This window comes from Desulforamulus aeronauticus DSM 10349 (genome assembly GCF_900142375.1).
GTDB lineage: Bacteria > Bacillota > Desulfotomaculia > Desulfotomaculales > Desulfotomaculaceae > Desulfotomaculum > Desulfotomaculum aeronauticum.
In genome coordinates this window covers 1-16,637 of sequence record NZ_FRAR01000018.1, presented here as the reverse complement: position 1 = coordinate 16,637, position 16,637 = coordinate 1, and the positions used below count along the sequence as shown (strand labels likewise).

General features: G+C 44.3%; 16 protein-coding genes. 15 read left to right on the top strand and 1 reads right to left on the bottom strand.

The genetic code is table 11. From position 1 onward, the window contains the following. The first annotated feature begins 48 nt into the window (after positions 1 to 48). The 14 genes from BUA78_RS11840 to BUA78_RS11775 all read left to right on the top strand — a co-directional run bounded on the left by BUA78_RS11840 (position 49) and on the right by BUA78_RS11775 (position 13,730). Positions 49 to 900, top strand: coding sequence for a polysaccharide deacetylase family protein (locus BUA78_RS11840; RefSeq protein ID WP_238456810.1), 852 nt, complete (start codon positions 49 to 51; stop codon positions 898 to 900). A gap of 12 nt (positions 901 to 912) precedes the next feature. Next, positions 913 to 1,743 carry a polysaccharide deacetylase family protein gene (locus BUA78_RS11835; RefSeq protein ID WP_072914740.1) on the top strand — a complete coding sequence of 277 codons (831 nt, stop codon included), beginning with the start codon at positions 913 to 915 and terminating at the stop codon, positions 1,741 to 1,743. 142 nt (positions 1,744 to 1,885) lie between these two features. Beyond that, positions 1,886 to 3,130 carry a rod shape-determining protein RodA gene (rodA, locus tag BUA78_RS11830; protein WP_072914737.1) on the top strand — a complete coding sequence of 415 codons (1,245 nt, stop codon included), beginning with the start codon at positions 1,886 to 1,888 and terminating at the stop codon, positions 3,128 to 3,130. 303 nt (positions 3,131 to 3,433) lie between these two features. Next, a complete protein-coding gene (locus BUA78_RS11825) occupies positions 3,434 to 4,327 on the top strand; it encodes a M23 family metallopeptidase (RefSeq protein WP_072914735.1) in 894 nt (297 codons plus the stop codon). Continuing rightward, positions 4,324 to 5,211, top strand: coding sequence for a M50 family metallopeptidase (locus BUA78_RS11820; RefSeq protein ID WP_072914733.1), 888 nt, complete (start codon positions 4,324 to 4,326; stop codon positions 5,209 to 5,211). The genes BUA78_RS11825 and BUA78_RS11820 overlap by 4 nt, the downstream gene beginning before the upstream one ends. A 181-nt stretch (positions 5,212 to 5,392) precedes the next feature. Beyond that, a complete protein-coding gene (locus tag BUA78_RS11815; protein WP_072914731.1) occupies positions 5,393 to 7,264 on the top strand; it encodes a TIGR03960 family B12-binding radical SAM protein in 1,872 nt (623 codons plus the stop codon). Continuing rightward, entirely contained in the window at positions 7,230 to 7,934 is a 705-nt protein-coding gene (locus BUA78_RS11810) for a TIGR03936 family radical SAM-associated protein (RefSeq protein WP_238456809.1), read from the top strand. The genes BUA78_RS11815 and BUA78_RS11810 overlap by 35 nt, the downstream gene beginning before the upstream one ends. 26 nt (positions 7,935 to 7,960) lie before the next feature. Beyond that, on the top strand, positions 7,961 to 9,631 hold the full coding sequence (locus tag BUA78_RS11805; protein WP_072914726.1) for an Rne/Rng family ribonuclease: 1,671 nt from the start codon (positions 7,961 to 7,963) through the stop codon (positions 9,629 to 9,631). 168 nt (positions 9,632 to 9,799) lie between these two features. Next, complete coding sequence (gene rplU / locus BUA78_RS11800; RefSeq protein ID WP_072914724.1) at positions 9,800 to 10,111, top strand: 50S ribosomal protein L21; 312 nt, start codon at positions 9,800 to 9,802, stop codon at positions 10,109 to 10,111. Positions 10,112 to 10,150: 39 nt separating this feature from the next. Next, entirely contained in the window at positions 10,151 to 10,420 is a 270-nt protein-coding gene (gene rpmA, locus BUA78_RS11795; RefSeq protein ID WP_072914722.1) for a 50S ribosomal protein L27, read from the top strand. A 113-nt stretch (positions 10,421 to 10,533) separates the two neighbouring features. Next, entirely contained in the window at positions 10,534 to 11,094 is a 561-nt protein-coding gene (locus BUA78_RS11790) for a Spo0B domain-containing protein (RefSeq protein WP_238456808.1), read from the top strand. Positions 11,095 to 11,142: 48 nt separating this feature from the next. Beyond that, on the top strand, positions 11,143 to 12,414 hold the full coding sequence (obgE, locus tag BUA78_RS11785) for a GTPase ObgE (protein WP_072914720.1): 1,272 nt from the start codon (positions 11,143 to 11,145) through the stop codon (positions 12,412 to 12,414). Beyond that, on the top strand, positions 12,398 to 13,123 hold the full coding sequence (gene sfsA, locus BUA78_RS11780; RefSeq protein WP_072914717.1) for a DNA/RNA nuclease SfsA: 726 nt from the start codon (positions 12,398 to 12,400) through the stop codon (positions 13,121 to 13,123). Before obgE ends, sfsA begins: the two co-directional genes overlap by 17 nt. A gap of 100 nt (positions 13,124 to 13,223) precedes the next feature. Continuing rightward, entirely contained in the window at positions 13,224 to 13,730 is a 507-nt protein-coding gene (locus tag BUA78_RS11775) for a flavin reductase family protein (RefSeq protein ID WP_072914715.1), read from the top strand. 96 nt (positions 13,731 to 13,826) lie between these two features. Here BUA78_RS11775 and BUA78_RS11770 read toward each other — a convergent pair whose 3' ends face one another. Continuing rightward, positions 13,827 to 14,219, bottom strand: a complete 393-nt coding sequence (locus BUA78_RS11770) for a GNAT family N-acetyltransferase (protein WP_072914712.1) — start codon at positions 14,217 to 14,219, stop codon at positions 13,827 to 13,829. Between the two features lie 228 nt (positions 14,220 to 14,447). On the opposite strand from BUA78_RS11770, the gene BUA78_RS20255 reads away from it, so the two are divergent. Beyond that, positions 14,448 to 16,283, top strand: coding sequence for a methyl-accepting chemotaxis protein (locus BUA78_RS20255; RefSeq protein ID WP_072914710.1), 1,836 nt, complete (start codon positions 14,448 to 14,450; stop codon positions 16,281 to 16,283). Positions 16,284 to 16,637 lie beyond the last annotated feature (354 nt).

Sequence of the window (16,637 nt, the reverse complement as noted above, 5' to 3'; positions counted from 1 at the left end):
TGAACCTTACTTGTACCGAGCATAAGCTTTTTACAGAGGTGAAAATAGGTGACAGAGACCTACGAAAAAATTAAATGGCCTAATAACGCCAGGTGTGCCGTGATGTTAAGCTTTGATCTGGATGGGAATACCATCTGGGCCAATGGCAATCGCAGTTATCCGGGTGGCGAAAATTTTATCCGTTCCATTTCCATCGGGGATTATGGTCCTAAACGAGCGGTGCCTCGTATTTTAGATTTGTTGGCTAAATATGCTTTGCCGGCAACCTTTTTTACACCGGCGAAGATTGTGGAAGAAAATCCGGCCTTGCTAAAACAGATTGATCAAGCGGGTCATGAGATTGGGCATCATGGCTATCAACATGAGCGGTTTGTAGACCTAACCAGGGATGAGCAAAAAGCTATTATTTTGCGCAGTCAGGATATTTTTCAGCAGATTATTGGTAAAAAAGCCAGGGGTTATCGTACCCCTTCCGGGGACTGGTCCCGAGAGACGGCAGGTCTCTTACATGAATTAGGCTTTCTCTATTCCAGCTCCATGCGAGGGGATGATCGACCCTATCGGACCGTAATTGACGGACAGGTCACAGATTTTATTGAGATGGCACCGAAATGGGATTTGGATGATTTTGTCCAATTCGGTTATAATCTTTTCCCCGCTGAACCGGCCGGACAAGATCGCATCTCCGGCATTGAACAGGTATACAATAATTTTAAGCAAGAATTCGATGGCTATTATCAATACGGTTTGTGTTTTGTGCTGTTAATGCACCCGCAAATTATTGGCAAGCCGGGGCGACTCTTGATGTTGGAGCAACTGCTGCAGCATATGAAGTCCCATCAGGATATCTGGTTTGCCACAGGGGAAGAGATTGCGGAGTGGTGGCGGGCCAATTACTAAGGAGGATGTACGATGGTAGAAGCAAAACACTGGCCCCAAGGTGCCAGATGTGTAGCTTTATTAACGGTAAATTTGGATGCCGATCAGTTTTGGCTGGGGATGTTTCCGGATAGTATCAACCGCCCTAAGACATTGTCCATGGGCGAATATGGTATCAAGCGTGGTTTGGATCGGGTGCTGCGCACCTTTGACGAATACAATATAAAAACAACTTTTTTTATTCCAGGTAAGGTTGCCGAGAATTATCCTGCAGCAATCGAAAAAATTATCAGTTATCAGCATGAACTGGCCGTTCATGGACATTCTCATACGAGTATGCATCTGTTAACAGCGGACCAGCAGCTGGAAGAAATGGAAAAAGCCAAAGAAGCGATTAAAAAAATTAGCGGCGTGGTACCGATTGGTTTTCGGGCACCAGAGGGTGAATTAACGCTGGAAACCTTAAGGTTGGCCAAACAATGTGGCTTTCGCTATTCCAGCTCATTATATGGAGACGACCGACCTTACAGAATTTTTTGGGACAATGGGTCAATGATAGAGATTCCTTTGCATTGGGAGCTCCATGACTTTCCCTATTTTGCTTTTAACTATGGACCCGCTTTTCCAATTGGGCAAGGCCGTGTAGCAAGCTATTATCAAGTAACCAAGACTTATCAAAGGGAATTTGACGGGTATTATCAATATGGGTTAGCCTATGTGGCTCAGTTTACGCCCCAAACGATTGGTTCTCCGGGGAAAATAAAGATATTAGAAGATGTATTGGAGTATCTTACCCGGCAAGAAAATTTGTGGATCGGTACCTGCGGCGATTTGCTTGATGGCATGGGACTATTGCAAGATTAATTGATGTTACTATGGCCCAAAGGAGGGAGTGGCGCAAGGGTTTTGCGCACTCCCTCCTTTATATCTCCTGTTGTTTAGTATATAATTAAAAGGTTAAAAATGTAGAAGGCAGTTTGCAGTACAAAGGGAGGTGCATTGCTATATGATGGACAAGCGGTTTTTGAAAAACCTTGATTATACACTTGTGATTGCGGTATTTTTAATTATTTGTTTTAGTTTGGTGACCATTAGCAGTGCCACACTGGTAAGTAGTCCGATGGGGTTTAAACAACAGCAGGAAATATGGAATAAGGATGCTCCGGGATTAAACGGGGTCAGTAGTTCAGAACCCCTCGGGGTTTCCTTGCTAAAATACAGTAAAATGTTTTTTAGCGATACTGTCAAAAAACAAATTATTTGGATCTGCCTGAGTATAGCTATCTTAGCATTAGTCTTAACTGTACCCTATGAGGATTTTCGGAGGCACCGAAAAGCCATTTATATTCTCAATATAGTGCTATTATTACTGGTACTATCCCCTTTAGGGCACAGTGCCAAAGGAGCGACTCGTTGGATTAATATGGGTAGTTTTTCCCTACAACCTTCTGAATTTGCTAAGATATTCATTATTATTACCTTTGCGGACTTTTTAGCTCGGCGTGAGGGAAATTTAAACACATTAAAGGATTTGCTCCCCTGCTTTGTCTACATCGGTGTTCCTATGTTGGTTGTTCTAAAACAACCTGATTTGGGAACTGCTTTGGTGTTTATGGCGATTATGTTTGGTATGTTATTTGTAGCAGGAGCAAACCCCAAACTGGTAGCTGGCTTGTTTGTGGGGGGCTGGTCCTTGGCCATTGGCTGGGTTTGGGCTCACTTTCACTTGGGTCTATGGATTCCGTTAAAAGAGTATCAATTGGATCGTCTACTGGTATTCCTGGATCCGTGGAGCAAAAAGAACATTCTTGGGGCGGGCTATCATGTGGTGCAATCTTTAATTGCTATTGGTTCCGGTGGTTTAGAAGGAAAAGGTATCTACAATGGGAGTCAAAACCAACTTAACTTCCTGCCAGAACAACACACTGATTTTATTTTCTCGGTGGTAGGAGAAGAAATGGGTTTTATCGGAGTGACCGCTCTGTTACTTCTTTTCTTCATTTTGCTTTATCGAGGGATTCGCATTGCCTCGGAGGCCAAAGATTTAAATGGCACCCTGCTGGCCACCGGTGTTGTATCCATGTTGACCTTTCATATTTTGATTAACGTGGGCATGGTTTCTGGCATTATGCCCGTTACCGGCGTCCCGCTACCCCTCTTCAGCTACGGTGGCAGCAGTATGCTATGTAATATGATAGCCATCGGAATATTGTTGAATGTGCATATGAGAAGACAGAAGATCTTGTTTTAGCCATTGGCTATAGATCATATTCCCTTGGTCATCGCCCTCAGCTGTCGGCCATCGGCTTTTGAGGTGGTAATTCGACGGTTTTCCTGTATGAATAACTTGTGAACTATATCAATGGGGTGGGTAAAAAGATACCTACCCCATTTTTACATCCAAAAGGCCAACGGCCACTTCTTAGAACGCTACTTCATCTGTAAGGAAAATTTTACATATTTGCGGCACAGGGCTTGTCATATTCCCCTCCCCTCTCCAATATACTTTACTAATCATATGGGACGGTAAAGAATACCCTTGGGAGGGATTACGGTGAAGATAGGTAGATTTTCCTTTGATCGTTTTAAGAAAAAGAGTAAGGACCCCTTGAGTCATTATTACGGAAGCAATTATGGCAGCAATGATGATTGGACGAGCCGGTATCAATCGGACAGTTACTGGCGGCGGAGAAAGCCGCAGGGTAAAGGTTTAAAAACCTTTTACCGTATGGTGGTGGCCCTGGGTATATTAGCTGTACTACTAGTGCTTAAAGAGTCCCCTCATCCTTGGAGTCAGCAGGCCAGAGATGGTCTAAAGGTGGCCCTAAACACGGAGTGGAATGTAACACCGGCTCTGGATAAAGTGGTGCAAATAGGCCTACAAACCATCAACATGGATTGGGCTCTGTTTAATGAACTATCAAACCCGACCTTGCCAGCCATGACAACACCGGATGACTCCTGGGCCATTCCTGTCTCAGGTCAAGTAGTACAAGAGTTTGGTTGGACAAAAAGCCCGGAAGATAACCTGGAGCGCTTTAACCCTGGGATCGACATTGGTGCTGCTGCAGGTTCGGGAGTGAAGGCGGTCCAATCAGGTAAGGTAAGCCGTATTGGGCATGACCGCACCTATGGGGAATTTGTTCTTATTGAACACCGCAAGGGAGAGTATGCCCTATATGCCGGACTAACGGAAATAGCGGTAATTGAGGGGCACCAAATACAGGCCGGTGAGATTATCGGTAAAATAGCCGAACAAAGTACAGGCGACCCAGTATTGCATTTTGAGGTTCGGGAAAATGATAAATTAATTGATCCACTTAAAAAGATTAAAGATACTACCGTAATTACTGATCCAGTAGAAAAAACCGACCTGGAAAAAAATAAGAATGAAAGCAAAACGGACAAAGCAGATAACGCAGTAACCCAAACTAAGGAGCAGCCATGAGAGCAGGGCGTCTCTGGGGTATAGAGCTCCACGTAAACCCTTTGTTTCTAGGGCTTATGGGTCTTTATTTTGTGGCCGGTGTATTGGAAAAGGGCCTGCTCATCTTTGGGCTGGTCCTCTTTCATGAGTTGGCTCACACCGTGGCAGCAAAGTATTTTGGTGTTCGCGTCATTGATGTGGAAATATTACCCTTTGGTGGTGTCGCACGGCTGGGTAGTGAAATGAGCATAGAACCGAGCAAAGAAATTGCTATTGCCCTGGCAGGACCACTCGCCAATCTTCTGCTGATTGCGGGGGCAATGGGATTTCGCAATTATGGGTTTTGGTCAGAGGAACTGGGACCGTTTTTTCTGCAAGTTAATCTCATGCTGGCCTTTTTTAACTTGCTTCCTGCATTACCTTTAGATGGAGGCAGAATCCTACGTTCTTTGTTATCACCCCATGTAGGAGTGGCTCAAGCAACTATAACAGCTTCTGTTATAGGTCAGGTCGTGGCCATTATGGCGACCGGGTTAGGAATTGTGGGAGTGTTGAACCGTGTGGTTGGCTTGGATGTGGTGATCGTTGCCCTCTTTGTTCTGTATGCTGCCAGCAAGGAAAAAAGTATGGCACCCTACCTCTTCGTTCAGCAATTGACTAGAAAAAAAGAAGAAATAACGCAGACCGGGGTGTTACCGGTGGAGCAACTGGTAGCTACCGAAAATGTTCCTTTAAAAGAAATTGTAAATCTGTTTGTGCCTCAAAAGTTTCACTTGATCATGCTTTTAGATCAGAAGTTAGAGTATTTGGGTCAGGTTAGCGAAGTTCAGGTGTTGGACGCGCTGTTTACTTATGGTATGGATTATCCCTTGGGAAAGGTGTTTAAACCCAAAAATACCACATAACTAACAGCAAAATAAGGGGGGGATCGCAAAAAAATAGTTTTGCGGCACCCCTTGTTTTCATGTGGGGAGGAATTAATCCGTATCGTGTAGAAAAGAAAAAAAGGAATATTTTTCCGAAGCAAAATGGTAATAATAGATAATAAGTTATCTTGAGGGACGTGCATACATGGAGGCAGTAAAGATGAATAAACTAGATAAAATTTTAATTCGTGTCCAAAAGCCTTCCCGCTATGCAGGCGGCGAATGGAATGCTATTAAAAAAGACTGGGACCAGGTGTCTGTAAAAATGGCCTTTGCTTTCCCGGATGTATACGAAGTGGGAATGTCTCACCTGGGCCTGCAAATTCTCTATCATGTTGTTAACAAGAGAAAAGATGCTCTTTTGGAGAGGGTCTTTGCCCCCTGGATTGATATGGAAAAAGAACTACGCAAGGAAAAGATGTTACTCTTTAGCTTGGAATCTCAGCGCCCCTTGGTGGATTTCGATATTCTTGGCTTTACCTTGCAATACGAAATGAGTTTTAGCAATATCCTAAACATGTTAGATTTAGCAGGTTTACCGGTACGTTCAGCTCACCGAGATGCCAGTATGCCTCTGGTTATTGCCGGTGGGCCGTGTGCCTTTAACCCGGAACCCTTGGCTTCCTTCATTGATTTATTTGTTATTGGTGAGGGAGAAGAAGTCTTGGGCGAACTGTTAGATGCCTTTAAGAAACTCCGGGATCAGGGAGTAGATCGTCCGACAATGTTGCAGCAATTAGCGAAAATTCCTGGCATCTACGTTCCTTCTTTATATACCGTCCAATATCATGATGACAACACCATTGCGGCGGTAACCCCCGTGAACGAAGAGGTACCCGCTAAAATTGGTAAGAGAATTGTCCGAGATTTTGACAACGTAGATTTTCCCACCAAACCTATTGTCCCTACGATGGGTGTGGTTCACGATCGTGTGATGGTGGAAGTGCTGCGGGGTTGCACCCGTGGATGCCGCTTCTGTCAAGCTGGGGTGCTCTATCGCCCGGTACGTGAGAAAACCCCCGAAACCCTGGTTCGACAAGTGGAAGAAATGATTTCCAATACCGGTCATGATGAGATTTCACTAACCTCTCTCAGCACCGCTGATTATACCGGAGTGGCCCCCTTGGTGAAAAATCTGCTGGATATCTACGGTGAGCGGGGGGTCAATGTTTCCTTACCCTCCCTACGCCTGGATGCATTTTCCATTGACCTAGCCAAAGAAGTACAAAAGGTGCGTAAAAGCGGTCTTACCTTTGCCCCCGAAGCAGGTAGCCAACGACTTAGAGATGTTATCAATAAAAATGTCACCGAACAAAACCTGGTGGATGCTGTCACCTCGGCTTTCCAAAATGGTTGGTCTTCGGTAAAATTATATTTCATGATTGGTTTACCTACAGAAACCTATGAGGATCTAGATGGTATTGTCAATATGGCCAAAAAAGTTGTGCAAATTGGCTATCAATGCGGCGTACCCAAAGGACGTCTCAAGGTTACCGTTAGCACATCCTCCTTTGTGCCTAAATCCCATACGGCCTTTCAGTGGGAGCCCCAGGACACTTTGGAAGAACTTAGGGAGAAACAAAGATATCTCAAGGAAAAACTTCGGGATAAACGTATCAGCTACAATTGGCACGATTCACAGACGAGTTTTTTGGAAGCCGTCTTTGCCAAAGGAGACCGTAGGCTGGGTGAAGTTTTGGAAACTGCCTGGACCAAGGGAGCACGATTTGATGGTTGGTCGGAACTCTTTAATTATAGGGCTTGGATGGAAGCGCTTGAACAAGAGAGTATAGACCCAAAATGGTATGCTTACCGAAAAATACCTTACGAGGAAATTTTGCCCTGGGATCACCTAGACGCTGGAGTTAGTAAAAGATTTCTTATTCGTGAGCATAAAAAGGCCATGGATAGCCATCCTACCGTAGATTGTCGAGCCGGCAAATGCCCTGGTTGCGGTCTTTGCCCAACCTTAGAGATAAAACCTACTATCTTAGGAGGTGCGGACATTGACACGCTACAGGGTGAAATTTAGTAAAGATGGTCCGGCACGTTTTAGCTCTCATTTGGACATGGTACGTTTTTTTGATCGTTCTACCAGAAGGGCAGGACTGCCAGTAGCCTTCTCCGAGGGCTTTAACCCCCATCCCAAGTTTAGCTTCGCCGCTCCGTTGCCGGTAGGTATCGCTGGCATGGATGAATACATGGATATGGACCTTACAACTAGCCTCAACCCTGAAGAAGTGGCCAGCCGGTTGAATACTAATTTACCCGAAGGCTACAAAATATTAGATGTCAAACAAATTAGTGACCGTGCAAAAAATTTAATGGCCATATTGTCACGGGCTTCTTACCGAGCCATTGCTGAGAACCCCCAAGGATATGACGAAGTTATGTTGCAGGCCGCTTTGGCTGAATTGATGGCGTTAGAAAGTATTACAATCATCCGGGAAGTAAAAGGGAAAAGAAAAGAAGTTGATCTTCGTCCAGGAATTTTTAGACTGTCAGGTGGAGTAATGGGGCATATAATAGAGATAAATATGGAATTGCTGATCGGCAGCACAGGCAATGTTCGCCCGGAAGAAGTATTAAATATACTGTTCCAGGCTGGAGGAATCCCCGTACATCCGGAAGATTTCCAGATTCGTCGTACCGCCCTGTATACCGATGGCGACACTGGCCTGATTTCTCTTTGGGAGGTCTAACGGTCAGGGTAGGAGAGGAAATTATAATGTTAAAAGAAATTGTTGTGAATGTTCAAGAAGAAGAAACCAGGGTTGCTGTGCTGGAAGACAGAGTTCTTATGGAAGTATACATAGAGCGCTCTCAAAACCAGCGACTGGTGGGCAATATTTTTAAAGGAAAAGTTGAAAATGTCCTACCAGGCATGCAGGCAGCCTTTGTAGATATTGGTCTGGAGAAAAATGCTTTCCTGTATGTGGAGGATGCTCAACCTTCCAGGAATCCAGAAGCACCGAACCCATCCGGCATCAGTGTGAATATTGGAGATATTTTAAAACAAGGACAGGAAATTATCGTCCAAATCGTTAAGGAGCCTATCGGGACAAAGGGTCCCCGGGTAACCACCCATATTACCCTACCCGGTCGGTATTTGGTGTTGATGCCTACGGTGGACTATATTGGCATTTCTCGCCGCATAGAGTCAGAAAAAGAGCGAGAGCGTTTAAAGGAACTGGCTGCCCGGGTAAAACCCGAAGGCATGGGAGTTATTGTACGGACCGTGGCGGAAGGGGTAGATGAAGAAGAATTTCGTCAGGATATTTTGCTGTTAAGTAAAGTGTGGCGAAAACTGCAAAGCCGCTCTAATAACTGCTCAGCCCCCAATTTATTGCACCGGGATGTGGAATTGGTGCAACGGATGCTGCGGGATGTATTTAGTGAAGATGTCGACAGACTTACTCTGGATTCCCGCAGTGAGTACGAAAAGACACTGGAAATACTGGATATGATTGACCCCAAGCTCAAGCTAAAAGTTTTTTTAGACGAGCGGGAAAATATTTTTGAAGACTACGGCATTACTGTGGAATTAGAGAAGGCCTTAAAGCGAAAAGTTTGGCTTAAATGTGGGGCCTACCTGGTGATTGACCAGGCCGAAGCTTTGACCGCAGTAGATGTTAACACTGGAAAATTTGTGGGCAGCACCACGTTGGAAGACACTGTCCTTAAAACTAATTTAGATGCTGTGGTAGAAATTGCCCGGCAGCTTCGTTTGCGGAATATTGGCGGCATTATTATTGTGGACTTTATTGATATGGCGGAAGAAGAACATCGGAACCAAGTGCTAGCCACGTTGGAAGAAGAGATTAAAAAGGATAAAACAAAAACCAATATCCTAGGTATTACCCAGTTGGGCTTGGTGGAAATGACCCGCAAAAAGGTACGCCCATCACTGGCAGAAGTCGTGCAAAAATCCTGTCCTTATTGCGAAGGCAGGGGCAAAGTGCTGTCTGAGGAAACGGTCAGCATTCAGCTAAAAACCCAGATCTATCAAATGGCTCGTCAAACTTTGGCGGATACCATTTTAGTGGAAGCCAATCCTGTGGTGGCGGCCAGACTCATTGGTGCCGGTGGGGCAAATCTACGTGAGCTAGAACAAAGAACAGGAAAAAATCTATATATTAGAGGGTCTGCCACCCATCATTTAGAACAGGTAACCATTAAACCCCTCTCGGATCAGGAAGAAATCACTGTACCGGTAAAAGCAGGAGAAATTATCGAACTAAAGGTGGAAGAAACCCACATCTCTAACCCTAACGATGGGATCGCCCGGTTAGATGGTTTCATTATCGACGTAGAAGGCGGCGGTTGCCTCGTAGGGGAGTTGGTTTCGGTGGAGATTGTAAAAGTGCATCGGACCTATGCTAAAGCGAGGCTGGTGTAACGGTCTGACTTTAAAGTAATATCCAAAGCAACATTGACAAATATCCCAACTATGTTAAAATATCTAAATGTAGGCTTCTTTCTGCCTACCCAATACCGCACAGCAGAGGTTTGCAAACCGCTTGCCGGTACCTTGATGGCGAGTCCTAAAAGATGGGGAGGTGTAGGTATGTACGCAGTAGTGATTACTGGTGGTAAGCAGTACAAGGTTCAAGAAGGTGACACCCTGTACATTGAAAAGCTGAATGCCGAAGCAGGCCAAAAGGTTGAATTAACCGATGTTCTGCTGGTGGAAAAAGACGGACAGGTAAAAGTAGGTACTCCCAAAGTGGAAGGTGCTAAAGTAGTCCTGGATGTTGTTCGCCACGGCAAAGGCCAAAAGATCATTGTATTCAAGTATAAAGCCAAGAAAAACTATCGCCGTAAGAAAGGTCATCGTCAACCTTTCACTCAGGTAGTAGTTGAAAAGATTGAAGCTTAATTCTATTTAGAATAGAACCCCGTAAGGAGGTGGGACACTATGGCTCATAAGAAAGGTGTAGGTAGTTCACGGAACGGTCGTGATTCCGAGTCTAAACGGCTTGGGGTAAAGGAAGGCGACGGTAAATTCGTATCTGCCGGTAGCATTCTGGTTAGACAGCGTGGTACTCGTATTTACCCCGGTACTAACGTAGGTCGCGGTAACGACGACACCCTGTTTGCCAAAGTAGATGGTATTGTTAAATTCGAGCGTAAAGGCCGGGATCAGAAACAAGTAAGTATCGTAGTTCCCGAAATTATTGCTCAGTAATTTTGAAACCAGCCTAATCTTAGGCTGGTTTTTTTAGTACCCTTTGCGGGAGGAAATTTAATCCAGCTGTCGAATGTCTTCCATAATCTGGTGTTGAAAGGAAGTATGACCAAGTGGTGGAAGTTAACGGTCTGTTGGAAGTTTTTCAAGTGCAAAGACATGATTTTTTAAATCATTTGCAAGTTATTTCCGGCCTGCTCCAACTAAACAAAGGGGAAAGAGTAAGGGACTATATCCAACAAGTTAGCAAAGAATACGAAATGCTAAGCCGAATTACCCGGATCAAATCTCCGGAGATCAAGGCTGTTTTGTTGATAGCCAATAATGAAGCTACTAAATATCAGGTGCAATTTCAGTATGATATCCAAACCACCATGGAGTCTCTAGCTGTCCCAGGGGAAGTGGTGAGCTCTTCTCTCAATCAATGCATTAAACATGCTTTGAAATTTCTGGCGCCACCGGAAGTTAGCGACCGTCGCCTAAAATTATCCATCAACGAAGGGGAGAAAAAAATCACCATCAAATTAGGCTTCCCCGGTGTCCCTGCGGAGGTTGTCAAGGATGCCGAAGAAAGGATGGCACTCTCAGAGGCGTTAGCAGCTTATAACAGTAGCTCTCAGTTGGCAGTAACGGAAAAAGAAGCGGAAATCTATTTAATATTTCCAAAAAACTAGGCTTAGGAAGCCAAAGATGGTAAATAATAATATTGGGTGATCATATTAATGTTCTATGATAGGGCGAAAATTTATATCAAAGGCGGCGATGGCGGCAATGGTTGCATAGCTATGCGCCGGGAAAAATACGTTCCCCTGGGCGGACCCTGGGGTGGAGATGGTGGTCGTGGTGGAGATTTAATCTTTGTGGCTGACGAAGGAGTCAATACACTCCAAGAGTTTCGCTATAAAAGACACTTCAAAGCCAACCGCGGTACCCATGGCATGGGAAAAAACATGCATGGTGCCGCAGGAGAAGACCTCGTAGTTAAGGTGCCCGCAGGTACTGTAGTGCGGGAAGCCGAATCCGGTCGACTCATTGCCGACCTAGTGGAAGATGGCCAGCGAATTGTCGTGGCCAAAGGAGGTCGGGGCGGCCGGGGTAATATGCGCTTTGCCTCAGCCGTAAATAAGGCACCCCGTATTGCTGAAAAAGGTGAACCCGGGGAAGAATTATGGGTGGAACTGGAACTCAAGCTCATCGCCGATGTAGGGCTCATTGGTTTTCCCAATGCCGGAAAATCCACCTTTATCTCAATGGTATCGGCAGCTAAACCTAAAATTGCTGATTATCCCTTCACCACATTGGTGCCGAATCTTGGGGTGGTAGCAGTAGGTGATGACAGCTTTGTTCTAGCGGATATTCCTGGACTTATTGAAGGGGCTTCCCAGGGAGTGGGGCTTGGGCATGAATTTCTACGCCATACCGAGCGTACCCGGTTGCTCATTCACGTGGTGGACATTGCAGGTACTGAAGGACGGGACCCGGTGGAGGACATCAAGACCATTAACCGGGAGTTAGAATTATACGATACCAGGTTGGCAGAACGTCCCCAGATTATTGCTGCCAATAAAATGGACGTACAGCCCCAAGCAGACGAAAATTTAGCTCGCCTCCGGGAAGCATTGGGAGATAACTATGAAATTTTCCCCATCTCAGCAGCTACTGGAGAAGGATTAGATAAAGTGGTGCGCCGTGTTGCCGACTTGCTAGAAGAACTACCTAAAATCGCTCCTGAAGAATCGCCAGAAGAGCTTGTAACGGTTTTTGAACCGACAGATCGTTTTAACATTAATCGAGACTTCGATGGGAACTGGCGCGTTACCGGCAGAGAAATAGAGCGTCATGTTGCCATGACCTACTTGGAAGAAGAAGAATCTGTGGAAAGACTACAGAAAATTATGCGGTTGATGGGTCTGGAAAAAGGGCTTATTGAGTCTGGGGTTAGAGAAGGCGATATTGTACGTATTGGAGACTGGGAATTTGAGTGGACTCCCTAATAAGGCAAGGGAAATAACCATTTCTCTGCCAGAGTTAAGCGAGGCTACCTTTATAGAACGGAAAAATCGCTTTGTGGGCTTGGTACAGGTGGCTGGAGAAATCTATCCCGCCCATGTACCCAGTTCCGGGAGGATGAAAGAGCTACTGTTTCCCGGCAACACCGTTTATGTATCTCCCATGCCCGAGGGCATGCGAACAAAATACCGTATCCATTTGGCCCATTACGGCAAGACATTGGTTTCAGTAGACTCTCTGCTGCCCAATCGGCTACTGTATAAAGTTTTAGCTGAGCATGCTTTAGAGGAGTTTTCCGACTACCAAGAAATCAAAAAAGAGGTGGGTTTTGGAGACAGTCGTTTTGATTTATATCTCAAGGGAGACTGCGGACGCTGTCTGATTGAGATTAAATCGGTAACCTTAGTGGATGATGGCTTGGCCAAATTTCCCGATGCCCCCTCCACAAGGGGCACTAAACACCTGTTAGAACTTTGCAAAGCTGTCGAAGAGGGTTTACGGGCGGCGGTGATTTTTGTGGTTCAGCGTAACGACGCGAAGATTTTCTCTCCAAACCACGTAACCGATCCCAACTTTACCAAGGCCCTTCACCAAGCAGCGGCCTGTGGTGTGGAGATATTTGCCATAACCTGTCAAATAACGAAGAATACAGTGGGGCTACAGGAATACCTACCTATGCAAATAGGGAGTTAATTAGAAAAACTTGGCTTGTGACGTAAGCAGAAGCCTTAGTTTTTCTTATACTTTCGTCAATGGAAATTTTATCATTATGAAAGTGAAAAGGGGGAGCAGCATGAAAGAGGACGTAAAATACAATGACTATCTAAAGGATGCATTGGAACAACTGCCTAAGGGTGCCTTTCTCACAGTAAGAGATGGAGAACGACTTAATACCATGACCATTGGTTGGGGAACTGTCGGTATTACCTGGCAAAAACCTGTCTTTATGGTAATGGTCAGACACTCCAGATATACCTACAGCTTGCTGGAAAATGCCAAGGAGTTTACCGTCAGCATTCCTATTAAAAAAGACCTCAAAAAAGCACTGGCCTTCTGTGGTACCAAATCCGGTCGGGAATTTGACAAATTTAAAGAGTGCAATCTCACCGCCGAACCTGGTAAAGTGGTAAACAGCCCGATTGTTGGCGAATGTGAACTACACTACGAATGCAAAGTAATCTATCAACAGACCATGGAACCTGCCTTGCTGGAACTAAAGACTAGGAAATTGGCTTATCCTAAAAATGATTACCATGTGATGTACTATGGTGAGATTGTAGCCTGTTATATAGAGGAGTAAAACTTTGTAGGTTGCTATAAACTCCGCGATGATTAACCGTGGGGTTTATTTTTCTCAAATAATAGCTTAAAAACACCACCCCCGGGGGTGGTGTTTTTAAGAGGCAAATCTTGGCTGATAAACCATGGCTCCATAGGAATCCGCCGCTTTAAAGCCTACCTTTCGCCAAAAACCTTTGGCTTCATAAACAGACCAACACTCTAGAATCTGTTGTTGCTTTTTCAGATATTCCACCATTTTCCGACCAATCCCCTGAGAAGGGGCTATCACATGCATATACTTGATATAAAGTCCCGTGTTACTTTTCCTTAACCAAGCTGCTCCAATAACTTTGTTTCCACGTAATGTTACCAGTAATTTATCACTCTCAGCATCCCATAAACATGCTAGATTATTTTCAAAAGTTCTGGTTGTTTCATCGGTTTGGAAAAAAGACCTAAGCTGCGTGCGGTGGGCAGGAATTTGGGGTCTAAAATAATGAAATTGCATGCTGTCTCTCCCCGTATTATTTATGCCATCGAATAGAATACCAAAGGAATAGGGAAAAAGGAAGAGTTTTTTATTAATTCTTGAATGAGGTTACCTTAAAATAAGTGTAGATTTATTGAAAGGATTACATATATATTACAGATATTAATTTTATATTTACCACTGTTTCCCTTCCTAACTAATTGTTGTATACTAAGCATATTGAAGTTGGGAAGGAGCGATTTATCTTTGAAATTAGGCAATAAAATTCTCGCCACTGTACTGGCTGTGGTTTTGGTAGGCGTTATTTCACAAGTGTTGGTACAACAAAAAATAAACCTAGCGAATACCAGCGTTCAACAGGAGCAGAGATGGACGGAACGGGCTATGCAGGGTTTAGAATTGAAAAGTATTTCAAAACACCAAAATTCTGCACTGGCAGAATATCTCATCTTCCAACAAGCAGAACAAGCTAACCATTTTAAAGAACTTAGCAATCAGACAAAAAAACAAATGGAACAATTCATTCAGGATACTAAAAGAGAAGAAGTGAAGCAACATTTACAAAAGGTATTGCAGAATGAAGAACGTCTGATTATGGTTTTTAATGAGGAGATTCAGCCTGTAGTGGCGGCAGGTGACCGTGAATCAGCCAATCGCATTTACGTTGAAAAGGTTACTCCCCTTAGTGAAGCGATAGAGACAGATCTGGGTAAGTTTGTTGAAGATCGCAAGAAAGAAGTGACTCAGCAACAGGAGATTGTTGCTACCGCTGGCAAACATGCCGTTCAATATGGCTTCGTTTTTACAGTTTTGGCAGCATTAATCGGCATTACTATTAGTCTTATCATGAGCCGTCAAATCATTAATCCTTTAAAGAAGCTTATTAAGCGAGCTGAGGCATTGGCTGAGGGAGACCTTACCCAAACGATGGACGATTTGAATCAAAAGGATGAAATTGGCGATTTGGCCAGGGCCTTTCAGAAGATGGAGGATGAACTTAAACAAGTAATTAGCCTTATTGTTACAGATAGTATGACATTAGCTGCCCACAGCCAACAAATGTCTGCTGCTAGTCAAGAGGTCAGTGCTAATGTGCATGGCATCGCGGGTTTAACCACCGAATTGGCTGCCACAGCAGAAAATCAGGCTGCTAATGCCACAGGTGCCTCGGCGGTCTCCAGAGAAGCAGAGGAAGTGGCCCGGGAAGGCGGGCGCTCGGTTCAAGATGTTATCACTAAAATGGAAAGCATCAGTTCTACGGTTAATAACAGTACCCAGGTTATGGGAAAGCTATCCGAGCAGTCCAAACAAATTGGTCAAATTATAGAAGCCATTACCGGGATTGCCGATCAAACTAATCTATTGGCATTAAATGCTGCCATCGAAGCAGCTAGGGCTGGGGAACATGGCAAAGGATTTGCTGTCGTAGCTGAGGAGGTTCGCAGCTTAGCCGAAAAATCAGCGGCAGCCGCCAAAGAGATTTCTACTATTGTCACCGAAATTAGGCAGGATATTGAGCAAGCTGTCAATGCGATGGAAATCGGTGCTAAGGAAGTGAATGAAGGAGTTGTAGTAGTAGAAAAGGCAGGGCAGTCCTTGCGGCAGATTGTGGATAAAGTAGTTAACAGCAGTCAATATATCTCAGAAATATCTGTGGCCACCGAACAAACCAGTGATGCCACCCAAGAGTTAGCTCAATCTACTGATCAAGTAAACTCCGCAGTGGAACAAATTGCCCAGTCCTCAGTAAGTCTGGCGAAGATGGCGCAGGAATTTAGTGAAATAACGAATCACTTTAGGATTCATGAAGAAAAGCAGGGAGACTTCTGGGAAGGAAAAGAACACTGCTCTGAAACTAAAAATTGCCGAGAGGAAGGTCGTAACCCAGATCAATGCAAGGTTAGTAAATTCCCCAGCTATCCTTGTTGGAATTTAAAAGGAACCCACTGCAAAGGCGAAAAGGGTAATGACGTAAGACAGTGTAAAGAATGTGAAGTATATAAAAAGTATGGCAATAATGAACCTATTGTTGTATATGATGACAAATTATTAGAGAGTAATAGTGGAATAGACTGGGATTAATCCCGGTCTTTTTATTTCACTTTCAGAAAGTATAAAAATTCTATTGAAGAAGTAAATTAGAAAAACTAAGGCTTGTGCCTGCGTCAGGGACTTGGCACAAGCCTTAGTTTTTCTAATTACTTCTAAAGAATGTTTATGTTTCAATAATAAAATAAAATAAAAACAAAAATACACTTGCGTCATGCTAATATGTATGTTAATATAACAAATGTCGCCACAAGGTGATGCAAAAATTACCACTTGATTCAAAACAGTGATAGTGGTAAGATAAGATTCCGGTCGCGAGAGTGGCCAAAGCAAAATGGTCTTTGAAAACTAAACAGAAGATGATGGATGCATAAGGTCAAGTCAAAA

What these genes read in the sequence shown, in the direction of transcription:
- BUA78_RS11835 (WP_072914740.1), top strand. Translation starts at nt 913, where the DNA reads ATGGTAGAAGCAAAACACTGGCCCCAAGGTGCCAGATGTGTAGCTTTA.
- rodA (WP_072914737.1), top strand. Translation starts at nt 1,886, where the DNA reads ATGATGGACAAGCGGTTTTTGAAAAACCTTGATTATACACTTGTGATT.
- BUA78_RS11820 (WP_072914733.1), top strand. Translation starts at nt 4,324, where the DNA reads ATGAGAGCAGGGCGTCTCTGGGGTATAGAGCTCCACGTAAACCCTTTG.
- BUA78_RS11815 (WP_072914731.1), top strand. Translation starts at nt 5,393, where the DNA reads ATGAATAAACTAGATAAAATTTTAATTCGTGTCCAAAAGCCTTCCCGC.
- BUA78_RS11805 (WP_072914726.1), top strand. Translation starts at nt 7,961, where the DNA reads ATGTTAAAAGAAATTGTTGTGAATGTTCAAGAAGAAGAAACCAGGGTT.
- rplU (WP_072914724.1), top strand. Translation starts at nt 9,800, where the DNA reads ATGTACGCAGTAGTGATTACTGGTGGTAAGCAGTACAAGGTTCAAGAA.
- rpmA (WP_072914722.1), top strand. Translation starts at nt 10,151, where the DNA reads ATGGCTCATAAGAAAGGTGTAGGTAGTTCACGGAACGGTCGTGATTCC.
- obgE (WP_072914720.1), top strand. Translation starts at nt 11,143, where the DNA reads ATGTTCTATGATAGGGCGAAAATTTATATCAAAGGCGGCGATGGCGGC.
- BUA78_RS11775 (WP_072914715.1), top strand. Translation starts at nt 13,224, where the DNA reads ATGAAAGAGGACGTAAAATACAATGACTATCTAAAGGATGCATTGGAA.
- BUA78_RS11770 (WP_072914712.1), bottom strand. Translation starts at nt 14,219, where the DNA reads ATGCAATTTCATTATTTTAGACCCCAAATTCCTGCCCACCGCACGCAG.